Here is a 22,087-nt window from a genome sequence, read left to right on the forward strand (position 1 = left end):
TTAAATGGCAATTAAATAGTATTTGGAAAAGTGGGTTCTACCTTAAGTAAGCATTATTGAATCTCTTTTGAACCTTGGCTTGTACATTGTAAAAGATCCATCCCAGAATTCCGCCAAAACACATTCCCGTTATAACGTCTAAAGGATAATGCACGCCCACATAAATTCGGCTATAGCCTAATAGAACAGCCCAGAATAGAAGTAAAAACGGCAGATATTTATACCATTGTTTCAGTAAAAGACCCAAAAAAACAGCCGTTGCCATGGAACTTGCAGCATGTGCCGAAAAATAACCATAGCGACCACAACCTTCGGCCACAAAGCGTATCACACTTTTTAAACTTTCTACTTGACAGGGCCTCGGACGTTGAATTCCGTGTTTAAAAAGATTCGCTAACTGATCGGTTGCCGTGATCATAAGCGCCACAGTAACCATAATAATTAGAGTTCCCTTGATCCCAAAATGTTTGTACACCAAATAAAGTAAAGCGGCATACAAAGGGATGGAAGCCCATTTTGAAGTCACGATCAACCAAAAGGTGTCCCAGGATTCATTTCCCCAGGAATTAAGGAAGACAAAGAGTTGCGAATCGTATTTCAGTAATTCTTCAATCATTTTCGTAGCGCGCTATTTCCCGATCGTAGAAATCGGTTGCCTCTTTGATATAATTTTCGGTTTCCGCTTCGAGTTCCTTTTCATCGTGTGCATCGAATTCTTCCAACCATTCCACCTCATCGTTTTCAAGATTGATAATGAATCTGGGGAATTCGGTATGTATTACAAAGATAGCCGTTGGGTAATCTGTATTATCGCCAAGTAAGTATTTCGGAAAATCCATATGAGAAAATTTATTCGTTGGTATTCGATTCTGTGAGTATCAAACGTTTCGAAAGATAATTAAATCTAATGAAAAGGAATACTGCCGAAACGGTTAGGCCGGCCAAAAGCCCAATCCAAATTCCCGAACTTCCGTAATCGCTGTGCATACTTAGATAGTACGAAATAGGAAATCCCACTAACCAATACGCAACAAAGGTAATTAAGGTGGGAATTTTTACATCCTGCATGCCTCTAAGCGCACCCAACGCCACTACCTGAATAGCATCACTAATTTGAAATACTGCGGCAATTATCATTAATTGGGAAGCAATTGTGACCACTTCTGCGTTGTCTAAAAGATTAAGCGGATCGTCCATATCCAGATACAACTTTGGAAACGCAACATTAAAGATCATGAATAAAATAGCAAATGCCACGGCCATTATAGTGGTTAGCAAGAAGATGGAATTTGCAATACGGCGTAATTCGGTAAAGCGATTCATTCCCTTTTGGTTGCCCACACGGATCATTGCAGTGACACTAAAGCCCATCGCAACCATAAAGGTCATAGACGATAGGTTGAGGGCAATTTGATTGGCAGCCTGAGGGTTTTTTCCAAGAATCCCTGAAAGCCAAATAGCAGCAGTAAAAACAGCCACTTCAAAAAACATTTGCATGGCCGAGGGGAATCCAAGACCCAGCACTTTTTTAATCATAGCTTTGGTAAGCGTGAATATCTTGATATGAAGCACGTAGTATCTCGATTTATTGTGTCTTGCAAGCAGATACCACAGATAAACCACCATAATTACTCGCGAAGCCAAGGTCCCAATGGCAGCACCTACCACACCTAATTCGGGAGCACCCCATTTTCCGAAAATAAACATATAATTGAGGATGACATTTACAATGTTTGCCGCAATGGTTGCATACATTGGGAAGCGTGTTAGGGATAGGCCATCGCTAAACTGCTTAAATGCTTGAAAAATGATCAGTGGAATTAAGGAAATTGCAACCAGATTTAGGTAAGGCATTGCTAAATCGACCACTTCGGGTGGTTGCTTCATCACATGCATGAGTGGTTTCGCAATAAAAACCATCGACACCAACATAATTCCAAGAACAGTACAGAGAAATAATCCGTGTTTAAAAGAAGACTTTCCGGCTTCGAAATTACCTTCTCCGTCTGCTTCGGCGACTAAGGGAGTAATGGCTGTCGAAAAACCTATTCCCAGGGACATTGCGATAAACATAAAGCTATTTCCCAAAGAAACTGCAGCCAGTTCGGCAGTCCCCATTTGCCCTACCATGATATTATCTACCAAAGCTACTACAGTATGCCCAAGCATCCCAAGAATAACAGGTGTCGCTAGGGAGATATTGTACTTAAATTCGTTGGTGTATTTTGAAAGCAAGGCGCAATTTTAAAACAAGGTGCTAAGGTAAAAAACACAAAACCGAAAAAAGCATAAAACTTTCTTATATTTAAATTCTAAATTTCTACCCATGCAATCTCACGCCAAAACACCCGACGAATACATTGATGCACTGCCTGAAGACCGCAAAGAAGTCATCTCAAAACTGCGTAAAGTGATTCTGAAAAATTTGCCCAAGGGTTTTGAAGAAATGATGAGTTACGGTATGATAGGATATGTGGTACCACATACAATTTATCCGGAGGGATATCATTGCGACCCTGCACTACCACTTCCTTTTATAAATGTAGCATCTCAAAAAAATCACATCGGTTTTTATCATATGGGCATTTACAGCGACCCGAAATTAATGGAATGGTTTTCTTCCGAATATCCTAAACATGTTTCAGGAAAACTCGATATGGGTAAAAGCTGCGTCCGATTTAAAAATATGAATAAAATACCGTTTGAACTACTAGGGGAATTGGTTGGTAAGGTAAGTCCGAAGCAATGGATTGAGCGATATGAAAGTGTTCTTAAGAATTGAAAAAACCGTCTGTAAGTTGCTTTACAGACGGTCCATCAACTAACACATAACCTACTTATTAATAAGTGCTGCGAATAATAACCTGAAGTTTACCAAAAGTTATTTATGATACATCCTCCGTGTATAAAGACAAAGTTTGTTGGAAGAAACAGGTAAACAACAAGCATTCATTTAACTATCTCCAAATATCGATAAGAAAGCAGTGCATTAGGGTAAAGCCTATAATCTTTTACCTTCCTTACAAACGCAATTTGAGTTTAGGACTGAAGTGAACCTATATATTGAGAAGGAGTTACCGAGTGAAATTTCTTAAAACTTTTGTTGAAAGTAACTTTATTATTGAAGCCAACTTCGTACGCTACCTCAATAATACTCATCTTTTTATCGGTTTGATTTTTTAGAATCTCTGAAGCTTCAGTGATTCGATAATGATTTATCAATTCAAAGAAATTTAAGCCAAAGTGTTCATTGATTACCTGGGAGGCATTGTGCCTTGTTGTATCCATTTTTTCTGCTAACATGTCTAAATTAATAGAATTAAGCCTGTATATTTTTTCCTCTTCCAAAAGATAAACCAACTTCTCCCGAAGGTCATGTGAAAAGCTTGGAGTGAGTCCGGATTTCTTATACTTAAACAAATCGGTTGGATCCATTAACTTGACGATTCCCTTAAATATCTCAGGTTGTTCATGCGAAATATAAGCCACATAGAATACCACAAGCACCATCACCATAATTTGAAGGTGAATTAACCAGGGGATGGTGATGACCCTCGTAATAATTCCGGCATAAACTATATACGAAAAAAGATACATCACATTGATTGACATCATATTTCGCTGCCATAAAATTTTATTTTTTTCTTCTTCCCTATGCTCAACTGCCTTTTGATTGTTGACGTTTTGTCTGTACATTTTAAAAATCAAGAAGGCATAAACTGCAAGTGAAATTATCTTTACAATAATTATAGTATATGCTCCGGGCAAGAGAAATCCTTCTTTATCGAATATGACATTAAACTTTTCATTGGCCGACATAAGATAATACGGCATGATGTAAATTAACAGCATAATCGATGGTACTAAATGCAGCGCGTCCCATACCTTAAACTTGTAATTAAAGTTGATTCGTTTAAAATAAAAATAAAGGAGCGGTCCGTATAAAAATGAGAAGGTAGTAGATATGAAAAGTGTATGTGGTAAATGATATTGGTAATTTATCACATACAAACTAAGGTGTAAAATAAATAAGGAATGGAATAAAATAAAGAGGCTAATCAACAAATTTCCTATGCGGTCGACACCTTTTTTTAAATTCAGTAGCACAAAAATATAAAAGCCCAAAAGCCCGGCATATAGGTACAAAATTGATAAAAACGAAACCTTTGGAGTGTATTGTTGTTTTATTTTCTGATAGGCAGTCGAATCCTTTATATTCTGAAAAAGATGGTCGTTTAATATCGACAAATCGGTCGTGGCACTTATATATTTTAGAATATACTCTGAAGCAATTTCGGGTTCGCCTTGCTTTGCAAAATCAATGGCGTGAGCCTTAAAGGCTTCGATAGAATCCTGTGACAAATGCAATGCTTCATTCACTTCGGCCAGGACAAAACGAATGCGACCGTTCTCATAACGTTCCACCCGAAAATCGGGTAGAGTGCTTTCTGTACCGGTTTGCGCTCCTGCATTTAAGAAACAAAAAAGGAACAACACTAGTAAATTGCAAGAGGAAAATGGTATTTGAATTTTTCGTTTCACAACAAATCTTTTCATTAAATTAAAGATACAACTTGTTTCAGAAAAATGAACCGTAAAAGTATCCCCCGATAATAATTTACTAATTATCGTTAGTAAATATTAGCGATATTTGGAGTAAACTATTGTAAAATAAAGGGAATTTTAAAGGAGAATTATTTCGGTTAAAAAATCATTTACTTGTAGACGAAAAATTATTTTTTAATCGATGATACCTCGGTCTTTGTACCATACTTATCCATTAAATAAATAAAGCCTGTCATTGCAGCTGCACCTAATTCGAGTTCGCGTTTGTTTACTGCGTCAAACGTATCATTTGCGGCGTGATGATAATCAAAATATCGTTGTGAATCGGGTCGTAATCCAGCCAACACCATTCCTTCTTCCTTCAACGGACCAATATCTGCACCACTTCCGCCCAACTCGAACGAATGCATTAAGTAAGGTTCAAACAAGGCCTTCCAATTTACTATCTGTTCGAAGTTTGCTTTGTTTGCGTCAATTGAAAATCCTCTAGGCGTGAATCCTCCTGCATCACTTTCCAGTGCAAAAACATGTTTTTCTCCTTTCAGCTTTGCTTCTTCAGCGTATTTGGTTCCGCCGCGAAGTCCGTTCTCTTCGTTCATAAATAATACAACCCTTATACTGTGTTTTGGCTTGTAATTTACTTTTTTCAGCAATCGAAGTACTTCCATAGATTGTACACATCCCGCACCATCGTCGTGTGATCCGTCTCCCAAGTCCCAGGAATCTAAATGTCCGCCAACAACCATATATCTCTTTGGATATACAGAACCTGTTATTTCTCCGATAACATTGTAAGATTGCACATCGTCATACGTCTTGCAATTCTGTTTAAAATAAAACAGCAAATCCGATTTCAACTTTAAAGCACTGCTTAAATAGTCTGCCCCATTTGTGCTAATCGCACAAGCCGGAATACGTTCGTTAACCGGAGTATCACCGTAGGTCATAGAGCCCGTATGAGGAAAGTCATCCTGACGCAGGTTCATGGAGCGGACAATGACACCAACGGCGCCAAATTTAGCTGCCTCCATAGCGCCTGCATAGCGTTGATCCACGCAACCGCCGTACGCTTCAAAAGTATTTATAACGTTAGCTTTCATCGGCCGATTGTAAAACACAATTTTACCTTCAATCTTTGCCCTGCCTAGACGTTCCAAATCCTCAATCCCCGAAACTTCAACAACCTCTGCTTTTAGTCCGCTGTCCGGTGTCGCCACAGAGCCTCCTAAGGCACAAATATCTGTGGTTGAACTTATCCCGGGAGCCGTTTCAATAAAGGCATATTCTTTTACCCCACGGGTCCATTTGGGAACCATTACCGGCTGCAGCCAGACCTTGTCGAGTCCAAGTTCGTTTAACTGAGCTTCGGTATAGCTAACGGCTTGTTCGGCTTGTAATGATCCTGAGAGTCTTCCGCCAATTTCGTTAGACAAATAATCCAACCAGGAGTAGCTCTTCCCCTCTAATAATGCGGCATCGTAAATGGCACGCATCATTAAAGAATCTTCAACATTCACCTTTTGGGATTGTATTTCGGAAGTAATACCAAGTGTAATTACTATTAGGAATAGGGTTCTTAAATTCATCAATTTATTCATGTTCCAACTGTTTTCTATATTCTGAAATTTTAGCTTTAATATCTTCATCCAGCTCCGGTTCTTTAATATCGTTATACTTTTTAAGCTCGTCTAATAGAATGGATGCTACCATAAGACGGGCGGATGGCTTATCGTCTGCCGGAATAACATACCATGGAGCATGAGGCTTTGAAGTTCGATTGAGAATGTCTTCATAGCACACCATATATTTATCCCATAGTTTACGTTCTTCCAGATCCCCCGGTGAAAACTTCCAGTTTTTATTAGGTTTATCCAACCGTCGTAACAATCGGTTTTTTTGTTCTTCCTTGGAAAGATTCAGGAAAAATTTATAAATAAGTGTCCCGTTTTGCGCAATGGTCTTCTCGAAAGCATTGATTTGTTCGAAGCGTTTGTCCCAAAATTTGGTGTTAATATCTTCGGGACTATTCACATTGGGTAAAAGTTCGCCCAAAATATAATTAGGATGTACTCGGGTAACCAGTAGATTTTCATAATGTGTACGGTTAAAAACTCCAAATTTTCCTCTCGCAGGCAGTGCAATATAATGACGCCATAAATAGTCGTGCTTCCGTTCCAATTCGGTTGGGACTTTAAAACTATGAACTACTACGCCGCGCGCATTAAAATCTTTAAATACTTCACGAATCAAGCTGTCTTTTCCGGCTGTATCCATTCCTTGTAAACATACAAGCACGGCATATTTTCCGTGTGCGTATAAGGTATCTTGTAATTCTCCGAGTTTACGACGGGTTATTTGCAATTCATCTTCCAACTGATCTTTTGAAAGTTCTGAATTGACACGTGTGGGCAACTCCGAAATTTTTACTGTACCGTTAATCTTACTATTAGAAGTATTTATTGAATCCATACGTAGTTTATTTTGTTGCGAAAAGTTTTACATCTTCTTCACTAACTTCGTTTCCGCCAAGAATTATTAAGCGTTCCACCACATTCCGTAATTCGCGAATATTACCCGTCCAATCGTATTCTTGCAAAAGATGTAATGCCTTACTCGAAAACTTTTTAGCGGCTGTTCCGTGTTCCTCTGTAATTTTCTTGGTGAAATAATCCACCAACAACGGGATATCTTCCCTTCTTTCATTGAGAGCCGGGACTTTGATTAGAATAACAGCCAGTCTGTGATACAGATCTTCTCTAAATCTACCCTCTTCTATTTCCTGCTTCAGGTCTTTGTTAGTCGCCGCTACAACACGTACATCTACTTTAATATCTCTATCACTTCCCACACGCTGCACTTTGTTTTCCTGTAAAGCTCGCAATACTTTAGCCTGAGCAGAAAGGCTCATATCGCCTACTTCGTCGAGAAAAATAGTACCTCCATTTGCAGCTTCAAATTTACCCGCACGATCCTTATTGGCTGAAGTAAACGCCCCTTTCACGTGTCCGAATAATTCACTTTCAATTAATTCACTCGGGATTGCGGCACAATTCACTTCAATCATAGTTCCATTAGATCGGTCACTTTTTTGATGTAACCAGTGGGCTACTAATTCTTTCCCTGTCCCGTTGGGGCCGGTTATAAGTACTCGTGCTTCGGTAGGAGCAACTTTCTCTATCATTTCTTTAATGTGAGCAATCGCTTTGGATTCCCCAATCATTTCGTAGTTTTTACTGACCTTTTTTTTCAGCCGAGTATTTTCAACCACCAATTCTTTTCGGTCTAATGCTATTCGGACGGTATTGAGCAATCGGTTTAAGTCGGGTGGCTTCGAAATATAATCGAAAGCACCTAATCGCATTGTATTAACAGCAGTGTCCAGATCTCCGTGACCGGATATCATTACTATTGGGATTTCAGGTTTTATTTTTTTAACGGCTTCCAGTACTTCTACCCCATCCATTTTGGGCATTTTAATATCGCAAAGCATGAGGTCGAAATCTTCTTTTTTAACCAGTTCTATTCCGGCAAGACCGTCTTCTGCCTCGGTAACTTCGTAGGTATCGCTTTCTTCAGTGAGAATCTTTACCAGTACCCGGCGAATTGCAGCTTCATCTTCAATAATTAATATTCTTGGCATTATTAGAATTTAAATTTTAAGCCACCTCTAATATAAAAAGTGTTCTTATCATTAATAATATAAGCAGTTTCTCTGTTTTTGTCGCGCAGACGAAATTCATTATATATTGAATGTGCCGCGTACGTATACAAAAGTAAGTGTTCTGTAAAAAAATGTTCGTACCCAATTCCTGTAATTGCCATTGTCATGGATACATTTTCGGCCAAAATCGGGTTATTTGGAAGCGTAATATTTTGTTGGATATTTCCGAAGAAATTGTCCAAGGTTGCAAAAGCCTGAATTGCATCCTTATGATTGTTATTCAGATAATGACGGACATTCGATTTTGGAACACCAATGGTATATGTCCAGTTGGGATGAAACTCTCTGAAATAATTAAAAAGCGGTAAGGGATAGTTTCGCCCCGGCGTAGTTGAATAGGTTAGTCCTAAGATTAAACGCGAGGGATGCGGGATTGAATCGCCCTTTTTATCTTTAATAAAATACACAGCACCTTCATAGATGATGTCATCATTTACGATATTATCTTTAAAATTAGATTGCAATTTCACACCTCCCTTAAAACCAATTCTCCAGTCGTTTTCCAACTTGAAGGTATAACCCAAATAGGCATCTATTTGCTGTACGCTGCTTATAACATTGGGGTCGAATGGAACCGGATCTTCAATATTGATATCAACATAACGATATTCTAATCCAACTACTATAAACTGTTTGGACTCGCCATACAACGGAATGGGAACCTGAACAAGCGCCCTAAAGCGATTTATAGAGTTATCTGATTTTGCAAAAGGAATGTGTAAATACTCTATCCTGGCCAAATCTGTAGTTTGGGCCGTGAGAGTAATAGCAAACAAGAAAAGAACAATACATACTCTAAAATGCTTTTTCATAAAAATTTCTCCTGATCAATCCTCTGCCAAGTTAGCCGAAAGATCTGTATTTGTTTGGTTTGTAAATAAATGAACGTCCCTTTGAGGAAATGGAATGGTAATGTTATTATCACGAAAAAGAGTATCAATTCGAAAACGTATTTCACTTTTAATACGGGGATCGACAAAACTATCGGTTATAAAAAAACAAATACTAAACACGAGTGCCGAATCACCAAAATCTTCGAACAAAACGAATGGTTTTGGAGTTTTTAAAACTCCTTTTTGTGATGCAACACTTTCTAATAACAGTTTTTCCACCTTTTTAGTATCACTGCCATAGGCAACACCCACTCGTACCAATTCTCTTGTGGTTCGATGGTTTTGGGTGTAATTATAAATTGTGTCGGTAATAAATTTGTGATTTGGGATGATAATAATTTTGTCATCTCTTGTTAATGCTCTGGTAGTGCGAAGTTTAATCTCCATCACGCGACCAACTTTCCCTTCAATTTCAATAACATCACCTACCAAGAGCGACTTGTCTATTATTATAAAAATTCCCGCAATTATATCCTGAAACAGTTCTTGTAACGCCAAACCCAATCCCACTAATAAGGCGGCCGATGCGGCTAAAAAAGGCGTTATGTTAATTCCCCCTAAACTAAGTACCGAGAAAACAACGATGATATAAGTGACATATTTTATAAACTTGAATACGCTTATAAATTTTAACTTGTCAGTAGTCTCCATTTTCCGGGTGAAGAGTATCCGGATCCATTTAAGCAGAAAACTGGCAACAATAAAAGATACCGCTATAAGCAACAATAAACCAACAGTGATGTCAATCTGCTTATCTCCTTCTCCAAAGTGAACGCCTAATTCGAGAAAATCCTTTATACCTCCCCAAATATCATCTTTCACAACTTCAGAAATCTTTTCTTTTACGTTTTCCTCTTGCACTTTTTTTAGTACTTAAGCCATTTAATTATCTCTCTATAGCTGGGCTTTTTGCCGTACATTAAAATACCAACGCGGTAAATTTTTGCCGCAAACCAAACCGTTCCGATAAATGTAGCAAATAAAATTGCAACTGAAAGTATTTGTTGCCAAACTGGAACACCAAACGGAATTCTCATTAACATTACAACCGGTGAGGTTAACGGTATGTACGAAAAAACTTGGGAGACAGTTCCATGCGGATTGTCAATTACTGTGAAAAATCCAACATATACCGCCAAAATTAAAGGTAGTAAAATTGGAAGCATAAACTGCTGAGTGTCGGTCTCACTATCTACTGCCGCACCAATGGCTGCATACAAAGAAGCATATAGTAAATATCCTCCTATGAAAAATAAAATGAACATGATTATGAGATTGGCAATGGGGAGTTTCCCTATTTCAACAAAAACTTCCTGCATTATATTTTCGGCGCCAACACCGCTGTTTTCGAGCATTTGCTGCTGGGGAGATTGCATGGCAGAAGGGTCTATGCCAAATATTGAAGTAACAATCATACTTAATACCCCTAATAAAATAACCCAAGCCAGAAATTGAGTAATTCCCGCCAGGGTGGTTCCAAATATTTTTCCTAACAGAAGTTTCATTGGTTTTACCGAAGAAATAATGACTTCAATAATGCGGCTTGTTTTTTCTTCAATCACACTGCGCATAATCATGTTCCCGTATATAATGATAAACATAAAGAGCAGGTAACCGGCTGCACCTCCAAATGCCAATTTCAATCCTGAACCCAATTTTGAGGTTTCTTCCCCCTTAAAAGTTTCCAAATTTGCACTTATTCTTATACGCAAGTCTTTAATGGTTTGAGCATCGATACCTGCCTCCTTGAGTCGAAGTGTATTTACCTTTTCGGCAATTACATCTTCAATATCGTCCATTACCATCAATGAAGGAGAGTCTTCCGAATAAAATGTTATTGCCGTGGAAAGTCCTTCAATAGTAGCTGTCTTTGGAATATAAAGCAAGCCGTAATCGCTTTGTTTTTCTGAAAGTTCTTTGGCTGCTTCAAGAGAAATGTCTGATAGCAGATTGTATTGAATACTCGGAGAATCGTCAAACTGATTAGCGAACATCCCACTCTCGTCTAGCACCGAAATAACACGTATTTTATCATTATTAAGCTCCGATAAATAAGCTACCAATGAAAAGATTCCCACCATGAGTAACGGACTCAAAAACGTCATGATAATAAACGATTTATTGCGAACCTTGTTTAGGTATTCTCTTTTAATAATTAAAGAAAGGTGATTCATGGCTTAATTTTTTTGAACGGTTTCTATAAAAATGTCATTTGCTGAAGGAATTATCTCAACGAAGTGAGTAAGCTGCCCTTGTGTGGCCAAATAATTTACCAGGTCGTTTGCTGAAGCCGTTTCGGGAATTTTTATTCTGTATTGAAGTTCGTCATTTATACTTTTGAAGGAAGTGGGAATTACCTCAAATCGTTCTTGTAAGGCCCGGGCAACCTTGTCCTGATCTGCAGTGTTAATTCCTACTTCGAAGGTATTGGTTTTATAGGCACGTTTTATATCGTTCAGTTTTCCGTCTAAAATTTTATTTGCCTTATGGATAAGAGCAATATGGTCACACATTTCCTCGACAGATTCCATTCTGTGGGTTGAAAAAATTACCGTGGCTCCCTCATCTCTCAAGTTTAAAATTTCATCCTTTATAAGATTAGCATTAATAGGATCGAAGCCACTAAAGGGTTCGTCGAAGATGAGTAGCTTAGGTTGGTGTAATACAGTAACCACAAATTGAATTTTTTGTGCCATTCCTTTGGACAATTCCTGAATTTTTTTGTTCCACCAATCCCCTATTTCCAATCGGTCAAACCAGTACTTAAGTCGGATTCTCGCTTCTTGCTTGGAAAGCCCTTTTAACTGCGCCAGATAAAGGCATTGTTCTCCCACCTTCATTGTCTTGTACAAACCTCGTTCTTCCGGCAAATAGCCTATATGCTGTATATCATTGGGGTGCAGCGGCTTACCATCCAAAAAGATCATTCCGGAGTCGGGCATCGTTATTTGATTGATAACTCGAATAAGGGTAGTTTTTCCTGCTCCGTTAGGGCCTAAAAGTCCAAAAATGCTTCCTTTAGGTACTTCAATTGATACATTGTTTAACGCTTTATAATCACCAAAGTATTTGGAAACATTTTGAGCCACTAAGAGTTTTTCCATAGTAAAAAATAAGAGTTAGTAAAGATATTGATTTGCACATGAAGTGCCCGAACTATTAAGAGTATTTTAAACAGTTGGTATGGTAAGGAGAGGTATTGTTACAAAAAATGATAAAATGGCTAAAAACAAAACCCACCCTCGATAAACAACAAAGAGGGTGGGAAAAAAATTGCTATGAAAAAGAAAAATTATCACTATTAAGAAATAGTGATTACCAAATATAATTAAATTTATTTGAATATTAACTTTTTCTTAAGAAAACATGTCCTTCACTTTTTCGAAAAACGACTTGTCTTCTTTTTCCGGTTTGGGTTGAAAATGGTCATCATTTGCCATTTTTTCGAAGAACTCTTTTTGTTCTTTACTCAACGATTTCGGAGTCCAAACATTTATGTGTACTAAAAGGTCTCCCGTACCGTATCCATTGATACTGGGGATTCCTTTATTGCGTAATCTTAAAATTTTTCCACCCTGAGTGCCCGATTCAATTTTAATCCGAACTTTTCCGGTAACGGTGTCTATTTCTTTTGAAGTTCCCAATGCCGCTTCCGAAAAACTAACGTATAAATCGTAGTGTAAATTATCCCCTTCCCGTTGTAATGAAGGGTGAGGTTTTTCCTCAATAGCCACCAACAGATCTCCCGGGATTCCATTTCCGGGGGCATCGTTTCCTTTTCCGGTTACTTTTAATTGCATCCCGTCTACAACCCCTGCCGGAATTTTTATTGAAACCGTTTCCTCGGTTGCCAACATTCCTTGCGCATCGGCATTGGCCGGTTTTTTATCTATAATTTGTCCACTACCACCACAAGTGCTGCAGGTCGCAGAAGTTTGCATGCGTCCCAAAATGGTGTTTTGAATACGCGTAACCTGTCCTTGACCATTACAGGTGCCACAGGTAGTATAGGTAGTTCCTTGAGCAACCTTTTTACGTTTAACTTTAATTTTTTTCTCTACCCCATTTGCAATTTCTTCTAATGAAAGTTGCACCCGAATACGCAAATTGCTTCCCTTTATAGTACGTCTTCCACCTCCGCTAAAACCACTGAAACCTCCAAAGTTACCACCACCAAAACTTCCACCGAAAATATCACCAAACTGACTAAAAATATCGTCCATGTTCATTCCGCCGCCGCCGCCAAAGCCACCGCCTTCGAAAGCCTGATGGCCAAATTGATCGTAACGGGCCTTTTTATCGGGATCGCTTAAGACCTCATAAGCTTCGGCTGCCTTTTTAAACATTTCTTCAGCCTTGGCATCTCCCGGATTCTTATCAGGATGATATTCAATTGCTTTTTTCCGGTAGGCCTTTTTAATTTCAGCTGCCGAAGCACCCTTAGAGATACCTAATATTTCGTAATAATCTTGCTTCATATTATTGTCCTATAACCACTTTAGGATAGCGAATTATTTTTTCGCCCAATGTGTATCCCTTTTCAATCACATCTATAATCTTCCCTTTAAGATCCTCGCTTGGTGCCGGAATTTGAGTAATCGCTTCATGCAAATCGGCATTAAAAATATCTCCCTGTTGTGTTCCAATCACTTCCAGACCCTTTGCGCGCATTGTCTCGCGAAACTTATTGCTTATTAATTCCACTCCTTTAAAAAGATTGTCATCTTCTGCTTTTTCAATCTCTTTCAACGCTCTATCGAAATCGTCCATGATTGGTAGTAATGCCACGATTACGTCCTGTCCGGCAGTCTTAAATAATTCGATGCGCTCGCGACCGGTACGCTTTTTATAGTTTTCAAATTCGGCAAACAAACGCAAGTAGCGATCCTTTTCTCCTTCCAACTCCATTTGCAATTGCTTTACCGGATCTACTTTTTCCTTTTTAGATTTTATATCTGATGTTGCCTGCTCCTTTGTCTGAACTTTTTCTTCTACAGCAACTTCCTTATTTTTATCTTTTCTGCTCATAAATGAGATTCTTTTCTGTTTAATTCTGTGGGGAGCAAAAGTACTGCCATTTCTTATAAAATGTCAAAATGTCACAGTATTATTTAGTATATAATTAAGATAGATTGGTAAATGGTATAGGTACTTTTGCCTCTTTAACCATATAACGTAATTAAAAATGAAAAAAATTGTTTTGAAAAGTATATTGACGGCATTTGTATTTATCGCATTTGTTGCATGTAAAGAAAAAGGAAATGATGCCATGGCGGGTGCTGCACAAGAAGTTGCCGAAGCAACGGCCGAGGCTGTAAATTATAGTGTTAATCTTGAAGATTCTCAAATAACCTGGAAAGGTGAAAAGCCAACCGGAACACATCACGGTACCGTTCAACTTGCATCGGGAACCCTTGCAGTGAAAGAAGGAAATGTAGAAGCCGGAACTTTTATAATCAATATGAACACCATTACAGATCTTGATTTGGATGGGAAGTCGAAAGAAAGCTTAGAAGCACACTTAAAAGGAACTGTTGCCGGTAAAGAGGGTGACTTCTTTAATGTAAATCAGTATCCAACTGCCACTTTCGAAATGACAGGAACATCCGAAAAAGAAGGAAAAACATACGTGAGTGGTAATCTTACTATCAAAGATAAAACTCACGCTATCGAATTTCCTGCTACAATTTCAAGCGATGGTACAATGGTAAAACTTATCAGCGAGCCATTTGTAATTGACAGAACCAAATGGGATGTAAATTTTGGATCTAAATCGGTATTTGATAATTTAGGAGATAAATTTATTAACGATGATGTTGAAATCACCATTCGTTTGGTCGCTTCAAAATAAAATTGCTTAATCTATTTAAAAAGTATGGGGCGGCCGTTGGCCGCCCCATACTTTTTTACAACAAATCTTCTAATGCAGTTTCTATTTTGGCATGGCGAAAGATATACCGGTTTTCTTCTATCTTATGCGAACTTACCAGTTGCCCGTCCAATACCAAAGTTGCCATTTCTCCCAGACCAATTTTTAGCAAAAAACCCGGAATTTTAGGAAGCCAAATTGTCTTGTTTAATCGCAATGCAATGTGCTTTGTCAATTTTTTGTGCGTGACAGGGTTAGGTGCAACTCCGTTGTAAATTCCTTCGAGTTCGTTTTGCAGTATGTGATAGTAAATTTCTACGATATCCTCAATATGAATCCAGGATTGCCATTGCTCACCGCTACCTAATACTGCTCCCAAACCCATCTTGATAGGTTTTGCAATTTGCGGTAACGCTCCTTCGTTGGAAGCTAATACCAGCCCCGTTCTTACTTTAGAGACTTCCATTCCCAATGTTTTAAATTGATCGGCTGCAGCTTCCCATGCAACTACAACCTCGGCCAAAAAAGTGTCACCAACTTCTATATTTTCTTCAGTGTAAAGTTTTGTTTTTGAAGCCGGATAAATTCCTACTCCACTCGCCGAAATAAAATGCTTCACGTCATGCTTCATCGAGGTAAGTGTACTGTATAGAAGATTCGCCGATTCTACTCTGCTTTCAAGAATAACTTTTTTGTATGCGTTGGTCCAACGTTTTGAAATAGATGCTCCTGCAAGGTTAATAATTACCGAAACTCCTTCAAATGCCGCAGTGTCAATCTCCTGCTTTTGCGGATTCCAATAAAACCCCTTGTAATTGGAGGTGTGTTCCAACTTTTTCTTATGGGTAGTTAGATAGTGTACTTCTACTCCTTCTCTGAGGCATTTTTCACTCAATGCTTTTCCAATCAAACCTGTAGCCCCGGTAATTAAAATTCTCATGCTCAATTTTTACCAGAAGATACAATTTGAAATACAAACCGGCTTAAGGTTTAACGGAATATTATGACTCTAAAAAAAAATCGAAAAGCAGCAATGCAAAATTAATTAATCCCGCTTTAAAGCGCGTAACATTTCTCGCTTTCCCGGAGGTCCGGGCAATCGCTCAACGGTAAACCCTACAGCTTGCATGGCACGTCGCACACTTCCTTTAGCCGAATACGTTACCAAAACCCCATTTTCCTTTAATGCATCAAACATCTTTTGAAAAATAGCTTCGGTCCACAATTCGGGTTGCACACGGGCTCCGAAAGCATCAAAATAAATTAGGTCGTAGTGTTTAAAGACGTTGATTTCTGAAAAATACAGCTTCTGTTTTGTGAGATTAAATTGCTTAATTATTTCTGAAGTGGTTTCCCATGGAACTTCGTGAAGCTTATTAAAATGGTGTGCCGAAGCATTTAGATTTTCGGCATAATTTAATTGGACTATTTCGGACGGTGCTACAGGATAAGCTTCGGTTCCTGTATAATTTATAGATAGCGATAACTTTTCTGCTTCCAATAAAGTGAGAAAAGCATTCAACCCTGTTCCGAAGCCTATTTCCAATATTGAAACCGGTTGCCCGGGATTTTGAGCCGCATAAAAATGCAATCCGTTTTTAATAAAAACGTGTTGTGCTTCGGCGATGGCACCGTGGATAGAGTGATATTGTTCGTTCCATTCCGGAAGATGAATGGTAACCGATCCATCTCCGGTAATACGAATCTCACGTTTCAAAACTTATTGTTTTTCGGGCTCGCCTAAATTAGTATCAGGAAGTAAAACTCCCGAAGAGATAAAAGAAAGGGTTCTTTTAGGTTCGGTAATCGCCTCGATTTCCTTTTTGGATTTTCCGGCATCTTCGGCGTAATGACGCTGTTCTTCGACACTTACTTCTTCAACAAAGGCAACTCCTTCAACTATAACCGATTGCCCCGCAATATCTTTCGGCATAAAAAATCCATAATCCTTAAATTTCACCATGGCCTCTTCCTCTCCCATATCCATTCGCATCCAACAACCTTTATTTTGGCATACCTCTTTTACTTCCGAAGTAAATTTAACCGTAACAGTATCGCCTGCTTGTAGGCCTTTGTATTTTTCAATAATTTCAGCCTTTGAAAGCACTCCTTCGTCCGAAATTTTATCACCAAACGACTGATAGGCAACAGCGTTGGCGTCCATTGTATTTTCCTTTTTCTTATCTTCGTTACATCCTGCAATTAGTAATGTAAGGGCTGCGATAATAAATAGTTTTTTCATAGTAAATATTTCAAAAATCATTGAATATATAAGATACTGCAATTTTATTACTTTTTTCGGTTTTATATGGAGTAAATTTTATATAATTTTGTAAGCTAAACAATCCCTCCTATGAGCAGTATCACCCAAGACAAAGTTTCCATTAAAAAAATAGCGTCGACCCGGATTCATGAAGTTGATTTTAATAACCTGGTTTTTGGGAAATCCTTTTCAGATCATATGTTCGAATGTGATTTTAAAAACGGTGAATGGCAAAATCCAATTATTAGACCATACGGCCCTTTAACAATCTCACCGGCTGCCAAAGTATTTCACTACGGACAGGCAGTTTTTGAAGGAATGAAAGCCTTTAAGGATGATAATGGTAAAGTATTCTTGTTTCGGCCGGAAGATAACCTTATCAGAATTAATAAATCGTCCAAACGAATGGCGATACCTGAATTTCCGAAAGATCTATTTTTTGAGGCCTTGCATAAATTACTCGAATTGGACAGTGCCTGGGTGAAGCCGGGTGTTGGTAATTCACTTTATTTGCGACCGTTTGCAATGGCTACCGAAGTGGGTGTTTCGGCATCACCTTCAAATGAATACAAATTCATTATTTTACTCTCTCCTGTGAATGCCTATTACTCGGGAGATGTACGTGTTCTTATAGCCGAAAAATACAGCCGTTCCGCCAATGGAGGCGTTGGATTTGCAAAGGCAGCCGGTAACTACGGCGCTCAATTCTATCCAACCAATCTGGCGCGTGAAAAGGGTTTCCAACAAGTAATTTGGACAGATGCCAATGAGCATGAATATTTGGAAGAGGCAGGAACCATGAATGTCTTTTTCAGAATAAACGACACTTTAATAACGGCACCAACCGGGGATCGTATATTAGACGGAGTTACTCGAAAAAGTGTGATTGCATTAGCAAAACATGACGGGATAACGGTCGAAGAACGCCCTTTGAGTGTGACTGAGCTCGTTGCCGCTGCAAAGGACGGTTCACTAAAAGAAATTTTCGGATCGGGAACAGCCGCAGTAATTAGTCCGGTGAGTGCTTTCGGATATAAAGAGAAGGTATTTGATCTTGAAAAGCAGGAAAACGGATATGCTACCCGATTTAAGAAGGAATTGATGGATATCCAGTACAATCGAAGCGAAGATCCTTTTGGATGGCGTTACGAAGTATAACTAAGCGAATTTCCTAACTATTGCACGATACTTTCAAAAAAGCAACTCTATATATTTATTTATCGAGGATTGCCTGAATGTTGGGTTTAAAATAATTTGGGCCTTTTAATACCTTGCCGTCTTCTCTGTAGATTGGTTTTCCGTCGGCACCCAACTTACTCATATTACTGCGCTGAATTTCAGTAAAGACTTCTTCAATTTTGTGCTGCATGCCGTGCTCAATAATTGTTCCACACAAAATATACAACATATCGCCCAAAGCATCGGCAACTTCCACAAGATCGTTGTTATTAGCGGCCTCAAGATATTCTTCATTTTCCTCCCTCATTAACTTGTATCGCAACAAATTTTTTGGTTCACCCAGGTCGGCCTTGGGCGTCTCTCTGCTTCCCAATTTGAAGGCATCGTGAAATTCTCTAACAGCCGCAATTTTGTTTTTCATAGTGTGGTTTTAAGATTGTACTTTTGTCTTCGTAAATCTACAATTTATGTTTAGCACCTCCCAATTAATTTTCGCGATATGTTTTCTTATCGGGTTTGTAATTTTAATGATTTTCAGCTACCGAAAAGATAAAAAATTGCATAAGAAACATTACAAGGGCAGTTTTTGGGTTTTGATAGGGTTTATTGTTTTTGTGTTAGCATTAATAGCTATAAAGTCTTATTTAAAGGGGTAAATCACTTCCTATCGTTTTTCTTGCCGATTAAAATCCACTTTTGGACTCTTATTATTTTCGAAGACTATATTTAAGATTAAAGAATACCCGGTAAAGGGTATTTTAAGTTTATAAGAAAATTATAAATTGCATCAAAGAAATCACATGTGTAATTTCTGCGAATCGGTTTTATTGAACCACTCTTTATTCTTGTTTTAATATCTTTAGTGGCTTATAATTAACAGCAGCCGAACAACCTATTAAAAATCAAGGAAAAGCCTAAAAAGTGGAAAATATCTTCAACAATGAAATAAGCATCTTAATTGAAATCTCATAATGATAACATTAGCTATTGCTGAAGATCATCAATCGCTCGTTGATGGTATTACCCTTCTTTTAAAATATGAAGAACATATCGAAATCGTTGGGGTAGCAAATGATGGAGAAGCACTTTGGGAAATAGTACAAAAAAAACAGCCTAAAGTTGTTCTTACAGATATTAAAATGCCAAAAATGGATGGAATCGTTGCTACAAAACTCATTAAAAAGCAATTTCCAAACACTAAGGTAATTGCGTTTTCTATGTTCGATCAAGAAGATGCCGTAAGTCAGATGCTTGAAGCTGGAGTTTCGGGATATCTTCTAAAAAACTCCCCTTTAGAAGAAGTTTTAAAGGCTATTGAAACGGTTGCCAATGGAAATGAATTTTTTGATGCTTCATTAAATATTGATTCCATAAAAGAAGGAGCATTGTTTAGTAATTCAAAACCTATCCTTTCTAAAAGTGAACAAGAAATCTTAAAATTGATTGGAGAAGGTAAATCTACAAGTGAGATTGCGAATATTCGCTTTACGGCTGTTTCTACGGTAGAAAAGCATCGAAAGAACATGATTCACAAACTAGGGCTTTCAGGAAAAGGAGAATTGTTACGCTATGCCATCGAAAAAAAATATGATTTTGAATAACCCATGAAAATAAAGATCGTAGTTATAGTTACAATGCTGTTTGGAATTAACGTGCACAGTCAAACGCAAAAGGATTCCTTATTTAGAGTTTGGAAAAACACCTCGCTTGCAGATACAGTTAGAGCAAATGCACTCAGCACCTTAATATTTAATGAATATCAATATAAAAAACCCGATAGTGCTTTACAATTGATTGAGAAATTAGACAATTTCACTATCGAAAGACAACTGGCTACTCAACAGGCAGATGTATATATATTAAAAGGAAATGTATACACGGTCTATGGAGATAATATTAAAGCCATAGAGTCTTACCAAAAAGCTTTAAAACTGTACGAAAACTTCAATGATCCAGGCGGAATTACAACATCCCTTAATAATATTGGACGTGTCTATAAAACACTTTGGAATTTTGACAAAGCCTTAGACTATTATAACAGAAGTTTGCAAATAGCCGTTGCCATTAAAGATAAAAGTGCAGAATCTCGAGCACTTGTCAATATTGGAAATATTTATAATGATAAATTTAAAGTTGATGAGGCCTTATCTTACTATGTAAAAAGTCTGGAGTTAAACTTAGAATTAAATGATAAGGTGGGAGAATCCATCACGCTTCAAAATATTGGTCTTAATTATACCAAAAGAAAGGAATATGACAAAGCCTTGAATTATTTTACACAAAGTCTTGCTATTAGTGAAGAACTGGATGATTATTACTCCCAATCCAATATTCTAATTGCTATTGCCCAATTATACTACACACAAAAAAAATACCCACAACTAATAAAGTTTGCTAAAAAAGCATTAGAGACAGCCCAAAAAGTAAAAAGTATACAATTACAAAATAGGGCAAACTACTTTCTTTATACAGGCTACAAAGCCTTAAATGACTACAATAAAGCTTTATACCACCATGAAGAATCTATTAAACTCTTGGATAGTCTTAAACTTGTTGAAACGAATAAAAGAATTCAAGAAATAGAATTTGAAAAAGAAAGGAGTACAGATAGTATCATCAACCATGAAAACATATTAAAACAACATATGGTTTTTGATCAAGAAATTGAAATTAAAAAGAGAGAGAATAAAATCGTCCTTGTTGCTTTTTCCGGACTCTTAATTCTAATGGGCTTTATTGCTTATTATATTTTTACCAGAATCAAACTTAAACAACGTATTGTTGAACGGGAGAAAGAAATTGAAATTCAAAAAAAGGAAAAACTTCTTAAAGAACAAGAACTTACTACAATTGACGCCATGATTGAAGGGCAAGAGAAAGAACGTAAACGTCTCGCTATGGATTTGCACGATAGCCTTGGCGCAACGCTTTCAGCAGCAAAATTGCAGTTCAATCATCTTGCCAATAACAAAGATCAAATTCTTAAAATGGAAGAGCTTTTTAACAAGACGAGCTCTTTAATTGATCAGGCCTATGCCGAGGTTCGTTCTATATCACATTTAAAGAACAGTGGCGTCATGGCAAAAGAAGGGTTACTACCTGCCATATATTCTTTGGCAAAGAATGCTTCAGCACATGGTAAATTAAAAATCGAAGTTCAGGATTTTGGAGTAACTCATAATTTCGATACGACCACTGAAGTTACGATTTTCAGAATAATTCAAGAATTGGTCACAAACATTATTAAGCACTCTCAGGCTGCGGAGGCAAATATTTCTCTCACTCAACATAAAATGATGCTTACCATCATTATTGAAGATAAAGGTGTTGGTTTCATACCACAATTAATTGATACCAAAAAAGGAATGGGGCTTTCAAGTATAGAAAAACGTATAGAGCATTTAAACGGATCTTTCGAAATCGACAGTACCCCGGGAAAAGGAACTACGGTCATAATAGAACTCCCGCTACATTAGTTCAAAAAAAAAGAGCAATAAAAACGCCTTCACAAAGGTCATCATTTTAAAAAATATACCCTTTATCGGGTATTTTTTTTGAGTGTGTGCAAAGCTATTTTTACAACAACTAATATAAGA

The 22,087-nt window shown here is 37.8% G+C and carries 22 protein-coding genes; 5 read left to right on the forward strand and 17 right to left on the reverse strand.

Annotated features, from left to right (window positions below):
* Positions 1 to 37: 37 nt before the first annotated feature.
* The 3 genes from ATE92_RS01470 to ATE92_RS01480 are packed head-to-tail and all read right to left on the reverse strand — an operon-like array spanning position 38 to position 2,235.
* On the reverse strand, positions 38 to 616 hold the full coding sequence (locus ATE92_RS01470) for a phosphatase PAP2 family protein (protein WP_100802015.1): 579 nt from the start codon (positions 614 to 616) through the stop codon (positions 38 to 40).
* Complete coding sequence (locus tag ATE92_RS01475) at positions 609 to 839, reverse strand: hypothetical protein (RefSeq protein WP_100802016.1); 231 nt, start codon at positions 837 to 839, stop codon at positions 609 to 611. The genes ATE92_RS01470 and ATE92_RS01475 overlap by 8 nt, the downstream gene beginning before the upstream one ends.
* Before the next feature lie 10 nt (positions 840 to 849).
* A complete protein-coding gene (locus ATE92_RS01480) occupies positions 850 to 2,235 on the reverse strand; it encodes an MATE family efflux transporter (RefSeq protein WP_232729095.1) in 1,386 nt (461 codons plus the stop codon).
* 91 nt (positions 2,236 to 2,326) lie between these two features.
* Here ATE92_RS01480 and ATE92_RS01485 point away from each other — a divergent pair, with 91 nt between their 5' ends.
* The gene (locus tag ATE92_RS01485; protein WP_100802017.1) at positions 2,327 to 2,782 is read left to right on the forward strand and encodes a DUF1801 domain-containing protein; all 456 of its coding nucleotides are present in this window, start codon (positions 2,327 to 2,329) and stop codon (positions 2,780 to 2,782) included.
* 257 nt (positions 2,783 to 3,039) lie between these two features.
* Here the strand turns inward: ATE92_RS01485 and ATE92_RS01490 are convergent, their stop codons facing one another.
* The 10 genes from ATE92_RS01490 to ATE92_RS01535 form a co-directional block, all read right to left on the reverse strand.
* Positions 3,040 to 4,557 carry a helix-turn-helix domain-containing protein gene (locus ATE92_RS01490; protein WP_100802018.1) on the reverse strand — a complete coding sequence of 506 codons (1,518 nt, stop codon included), beginning with the start codon at positions 4,555 to 4,557 and terminating at the stop codon, positions 3,040 to 3,042.
* 176 nt (positions 4,558 to 4,733) lie between these two features.
* Positions 4,734 to 6,164: a M20/M25/M40 family metallo-hydrolase gene (locus tag ATE92_RS01495; RefSeq protein WP_369819731.1), complete on the reverse strand. Its 1,431-nt coding sequence runs from the start codon at positions 6,162 to 6,164 to the stop codon at positions 4,734 to 4,736.
* Positions 6,157 to 7,035 carry a PPK2 family polyphosphate kinase gene (locus tag ATE92_RS01500; RefSeq protein ID WP_100802019.1) on the reverse strand — a complete coding sequence of 293 codons (879 nt, stop codon included), beginning with the start codon at positions 7,033 to 7,035 and terminating at the stop codon, positions 6,157 to 6,159. The genes ATE92_RS01495 and ATE92_RS01500 overlap by 8 nt, the downstream gene beginning before the upstream one ends.
* A 7-nt stretch (positions 7,036 to 7,042) precedes the next feature.
* Positions 7,043 to 8,206, reverse strand: coding sequence for a sigma-54 dependent transcriptional regulator (locus ATE92_RS01505; protein WP_100802020.1), 1,164 nt, complete (start codon positions 8,204 to 8,206; stop codon positions 7,043 to 7,045).
* Positions 8,207 to 8,208: 2 nt separating this feature from the next.
* Positions 8,209 to 9,099, reverse strand: coding sequence for a DUF6268 family outer membrane beta-barrel protein (locus ATE92_RS01510; RefSeq protein WP_100802021.1), 891 nt, complete (start codon positions 9,097 to 9,099; stop codon positions 8,209 to 8,211).
* Positions 9,100 to 9,114: 15 nt separating this feature from the next.
* Positions 9,115 to 10,041 carry a mechanosensitive ion channel family protein gene (locus ATE92_RS01515; RefSeq protein WP_100802022.1) on the reverse strand — a complete coding sequence of 309 codons (927 nt, stop codon included), beginning with the start codon at positions 10,039 to 10,041 and terminating at the stop codon, positions 9,115 to 9,117.
* Positions 10,042 to 10,046: 5 nt separating this feature from the next.
* The gene (locus ATE92_RS01520; protein ID WP_100802023.1) at positions 10,047 to 11,354 is read right to left on the reverse strand and encodes an ABC transporter permease; all 1,308 of its coding nucleotides are present in this window, start codon (positions 11,352 to 11,354) and stop codon (positions 10,047 to 10,049) included.
* A gap of 3 nt (positions 11,355 to 11,357) precedes the next feature.
* The gene (locus tag ATE92_RS01525; RefSeq protein WP_100802024.1) at positions 11,358 to 12,284 is read right to left on the reverse strand and encodes an ABC transporter ATP-binding protein; all 927 of its coding nucleotides are present in this window, start codon (positions 12,282 to 12,284) and stop codon (positions 11,358 to 11,360) included.
* A 252-nt stretch (positions 12,285 to 12,536) separates the two neighbouring features.
* Positions 12,537 to 13,658, reverse strand: coding sequence for a molecular chaperone DnaJ (gene dnaJ / locus ATE92_RS01530; protein ID WP_100802025.1), 1,122 nt, complete (start codon positions 13,656 to 13,658; stop codon positions 12,537 to 12,539).
* Position 13,659: 1 nt separating this feature from the next.
* A complete protein-coding gene (locus ATE92_RS01535; protein WP_100802026.1) occupies positions 13,660 to 14,208 on the reverse strand; it encodes a nucleotide exchange factor GrpE in 549 nt (182 codons plus the stop codon).
* Positions 14,209 to 14,365: 157 nt separating this feature from the next.
* Here ATE92_RS01535 and ATE92_RS01540 point away from each other — a divergent pair, with 157 nt between their 5' ends.
* Positions 14,366 to 15,031: a YceI family protein gene (locus tag ATE92_RS01540; protein WP_100802027.1), complete on the forward strand. Its 666-nt coding sequence runs from the start codon at positions 14,366 to 14,368 to the stop codon at positions 15,029 to 15,031.
* A gap of 55 nt (positions 15,032 to 15,086) precedes the next feature.
* On the opposite strand, the gene ATE92_RS01545 is transcribed toward ATE92_RS01540, so the two are convergent.
* The 3 genes from ATE92_RS01545 to ATE92_RS01555 all read right to left on the reverse strand — a co-directional run bounded on the left by ATE92_RS01545 (position 15,087) and on the right by ATE92_RS01555 (position 17,291).
* Complete coding sequence (locus tag ATE92_RS01545) at positions 15,087 to 15,989, reverse strand: TIGR01777 family oxidoreductase (protein WP_100802028.1); 903 nt, start codon at positions 15,987 to 15,989, stop codon at positions 15,087 to 15,089.
* Positions 15,990 to 16,094: 105 nt separating this feature from the next.
* The gene (gene mnmD, locus ATE92_RS01550) at positions 16,095 to 16,766 is read right to left on the reverse strand and encodes a tRNA (5-methylaminomethyl-2-thiouridine)(34)-methyltransferase MnmD (protein WP_100802029.1); all 672 of its coding nucleotides are present in this window, start codon (positions 16,764 to 16,766) and stop codon (positions 16,095 to 16,097) included.
* A 3-nt stretch (positions 16,767 to 16,769) separates the two neighbouring features.
* Positions 16,770 to 17,291, reverse strand: a complete 522-nt coding sequence (locus tag ATE92_RS01555; protein WP_100802030.1) for a DUF4920 domain-containing protein — start codon at positions 17,289 to 17,291, stop codon at positions 16,770 to 16,772.
* 111 nt (positions 17,292 to 17,402) lie between these two features.
* On the opposite strand from ATE92_RS01555, the gene ATE92_RS01560 reads away from it, so the two are divergent.
* The gene (locus ATE92_RS01560; protein WP_100802031.1) at positions 17,403 to 18,470 is read left to right on the forward strand and encodes a branched-chain amino acid aminotransferase; all 1,068 of its coding nucleotides are present in this window, start codon (positions 17,403 to 17,405) and stop codon (positions 18,468 to 18,470) included.
* Positions 18,471 to 18,525: 55 nt separating this feature from the next.
* On the opposite strand, the gene ATE92_RS01565 is transcribed toward ATE92_RS01560, so the two are convergent.
* A complete protein-coding gene (locus ATE92_RS01565; protein WP_100802032.1) occupies positions 18,526 to 18,912 on the reverse strand; it encodes a nucleoside triphosphate pyrophosphohydrolase family protein in 387 nt (128 codons plus the stop codon).
* 550 nt (positions 18,913 to 19,462) lie between these two features.
* Between ATE92_RS01565 and ATE92_RS01575 the strand changes: the two genes are divergently transcribed.
* Together ATE92_RS01575 and ATE92_RS01580 are read left to right on the forward strand one after the other, a co-directional pair.
* Positions 19,463 to 20,092 carry a response regulator transcription factor gene (locus ATE92_RS01575; protein ID WP_100802034.1) on the forward strand — a complete coding sequence of 210 codons (630 nt, stop codon included), beginning with the start codon at positions 19,463 to 19,465 and terminating at the stop codon, positions 20,090 to 20,092.
* A gap of 3 nt (positions 20,093 to 20,095) precedes the next feature.
* Positions 20,096 to 21,967, forward strand: a complete 1,872-nt coding sequence (locus ATE92_RS01580) for a tetratricopeptide repeat protein (protein WP_100802035.1) — start codon at positions 20,096 to 20,098, stop codon at positions 21,965 to 21,967.
* Positions 21,968 to 22,087 lie beyond the last annotated feature (120 nt).

The organism is Ulvibacter sp. MAR_2010_11 (genome assembly GCF_002813135.1).
Classification (GTDB): Bacteria; Bacteroidota; Bacteroidia; order Flavobacteriales; family Flavobacteriaceae; genus Altibacter.

Coding starts and splice junctions, on each gene's coding strand:
- ATE92_RS01545 (WP_100802028.1), bottom strand. CDS start 15,989: ATGAGAATTTTAATTACCGGGGCTACAGGTTTGATTGGAAAAGCATTG.
- ATE92_RS01525 (WP_100802024.1), bottom strand. CDS start 12,284: ATGGAAAAACTCTTAGTGGCTCAAAATGTTTCCAAATACTTTGGTGAT.
- ATE92_RS01520 (WP_100802023.1), bottom strand. CDS start 11,354: ATGAATCACCTTTCTTTAATTATTAAAAGAGAATACCTAAACAAGGTT.
- ATE92_RS01510 (WP_100802021.1), bottom strand. CDS start 9,099: ATGAAAAAGCATTTTAGAGTATGTATTGTTCTTTTCTTGTTTGCTATT.
- ATE92_RS01580 (WP_100802035.1), top strand. CDS start 20,096: ATGAAAATAAAGATCGTAGTTATAGTTACAATGCTGTTTGGAATTAAC.
- ATE92_RS01540 (WP_100802027.1), top strand. CDS start 14,366: ATGAAAAAAATTGTTTTGAAAAGTATATTGACGGCATTTGTATTTATC.
- ATE92_RS01555 (WP_100802030.1), bottom strand. CDS start 17,291: ATGAAAAAACTATTTATTATCGCAGCCCTTACATTACTAATTGCAGGA.
- ATE92_RS01565 (WP_100802032.1), bottom strand. CDS start 18,912: ATGAAAAACAAAATTGCGGCTGTTAGAGAATTTCACGATGCCTTCAAA.
- ATE92_RS01485 (WP_100802017.1), top strand. CDS start 2,327: ATGCAATCTCACGCCAAAACACCCGACGAATACATTGATGCACTGCCT.
- ATE92_RS01495 (WP_369819731.1), bottom strand. CDS start 6,164: ATGAATAAATTGATGAATTTAAGAACCCTATTCCTAATAGTAATTACA.
- ATE92_RS01575 (WP_100802034.1), top strand. CDS start 19,463: ATGATAACATTAGCTATTGCTGAAGATCATCAATCGCTCGTTGATGGT.
- dnaJ (WP_100802025.1), bottom strand. CDS start 13,658: ATGAAGCAAGATTATTACGAAATATTAGGTATCTCTAAGGGTGCTTCG.
- ATE92_RS01560 (WP_100802031.1), top strand. CDS start 17,403: ATGAGCAGTATCACCCAAGACAAAGTTTCCATTAAAAAAATAGCGTCG.
- ATE92_RS01475 (WP_100802016.1), bottom strand. CDS start 839: ATGGATTTTCCGAAATACTTACTTGGCGATAATACAGATTACCCAACG.
- ATE92_RS01490 (WP_100802018.1), bottom strand. CDS start 4,557: ATGAAAAGATTTGTTGTGAAACGAAAAATTCAAATACCATTTTCCTCT.
- ATE92_RS01505 (WP_100802020.1), bottom strand. CDS start 8,206: ATGCCAAGAATATTAATTATTGAAGATGAAGCTGCAATTCGCCGGGTA.
- ATE92_RS01500 (WP_100802019.1), bottom strand. CDS start 7,035: ATGGATTCAATAAATACTTCTAATAGTAAGATTAACGGTACAGTAAAA.
- ATE92_RS01535 (WP_100802026.1), bottom strand. CDS start 14,208: ATGAGCAGAAAAGATAAAAATAAGGAAGTTGCTGTAGAAGAAAAAGTT.
- ATE92_RS01470 (WP_100802015.1), bottom strand. CDS start 616: ATGATTGAAGAATTACTGAAATACGATTCGCAACTCTTTGTCTTCCTT.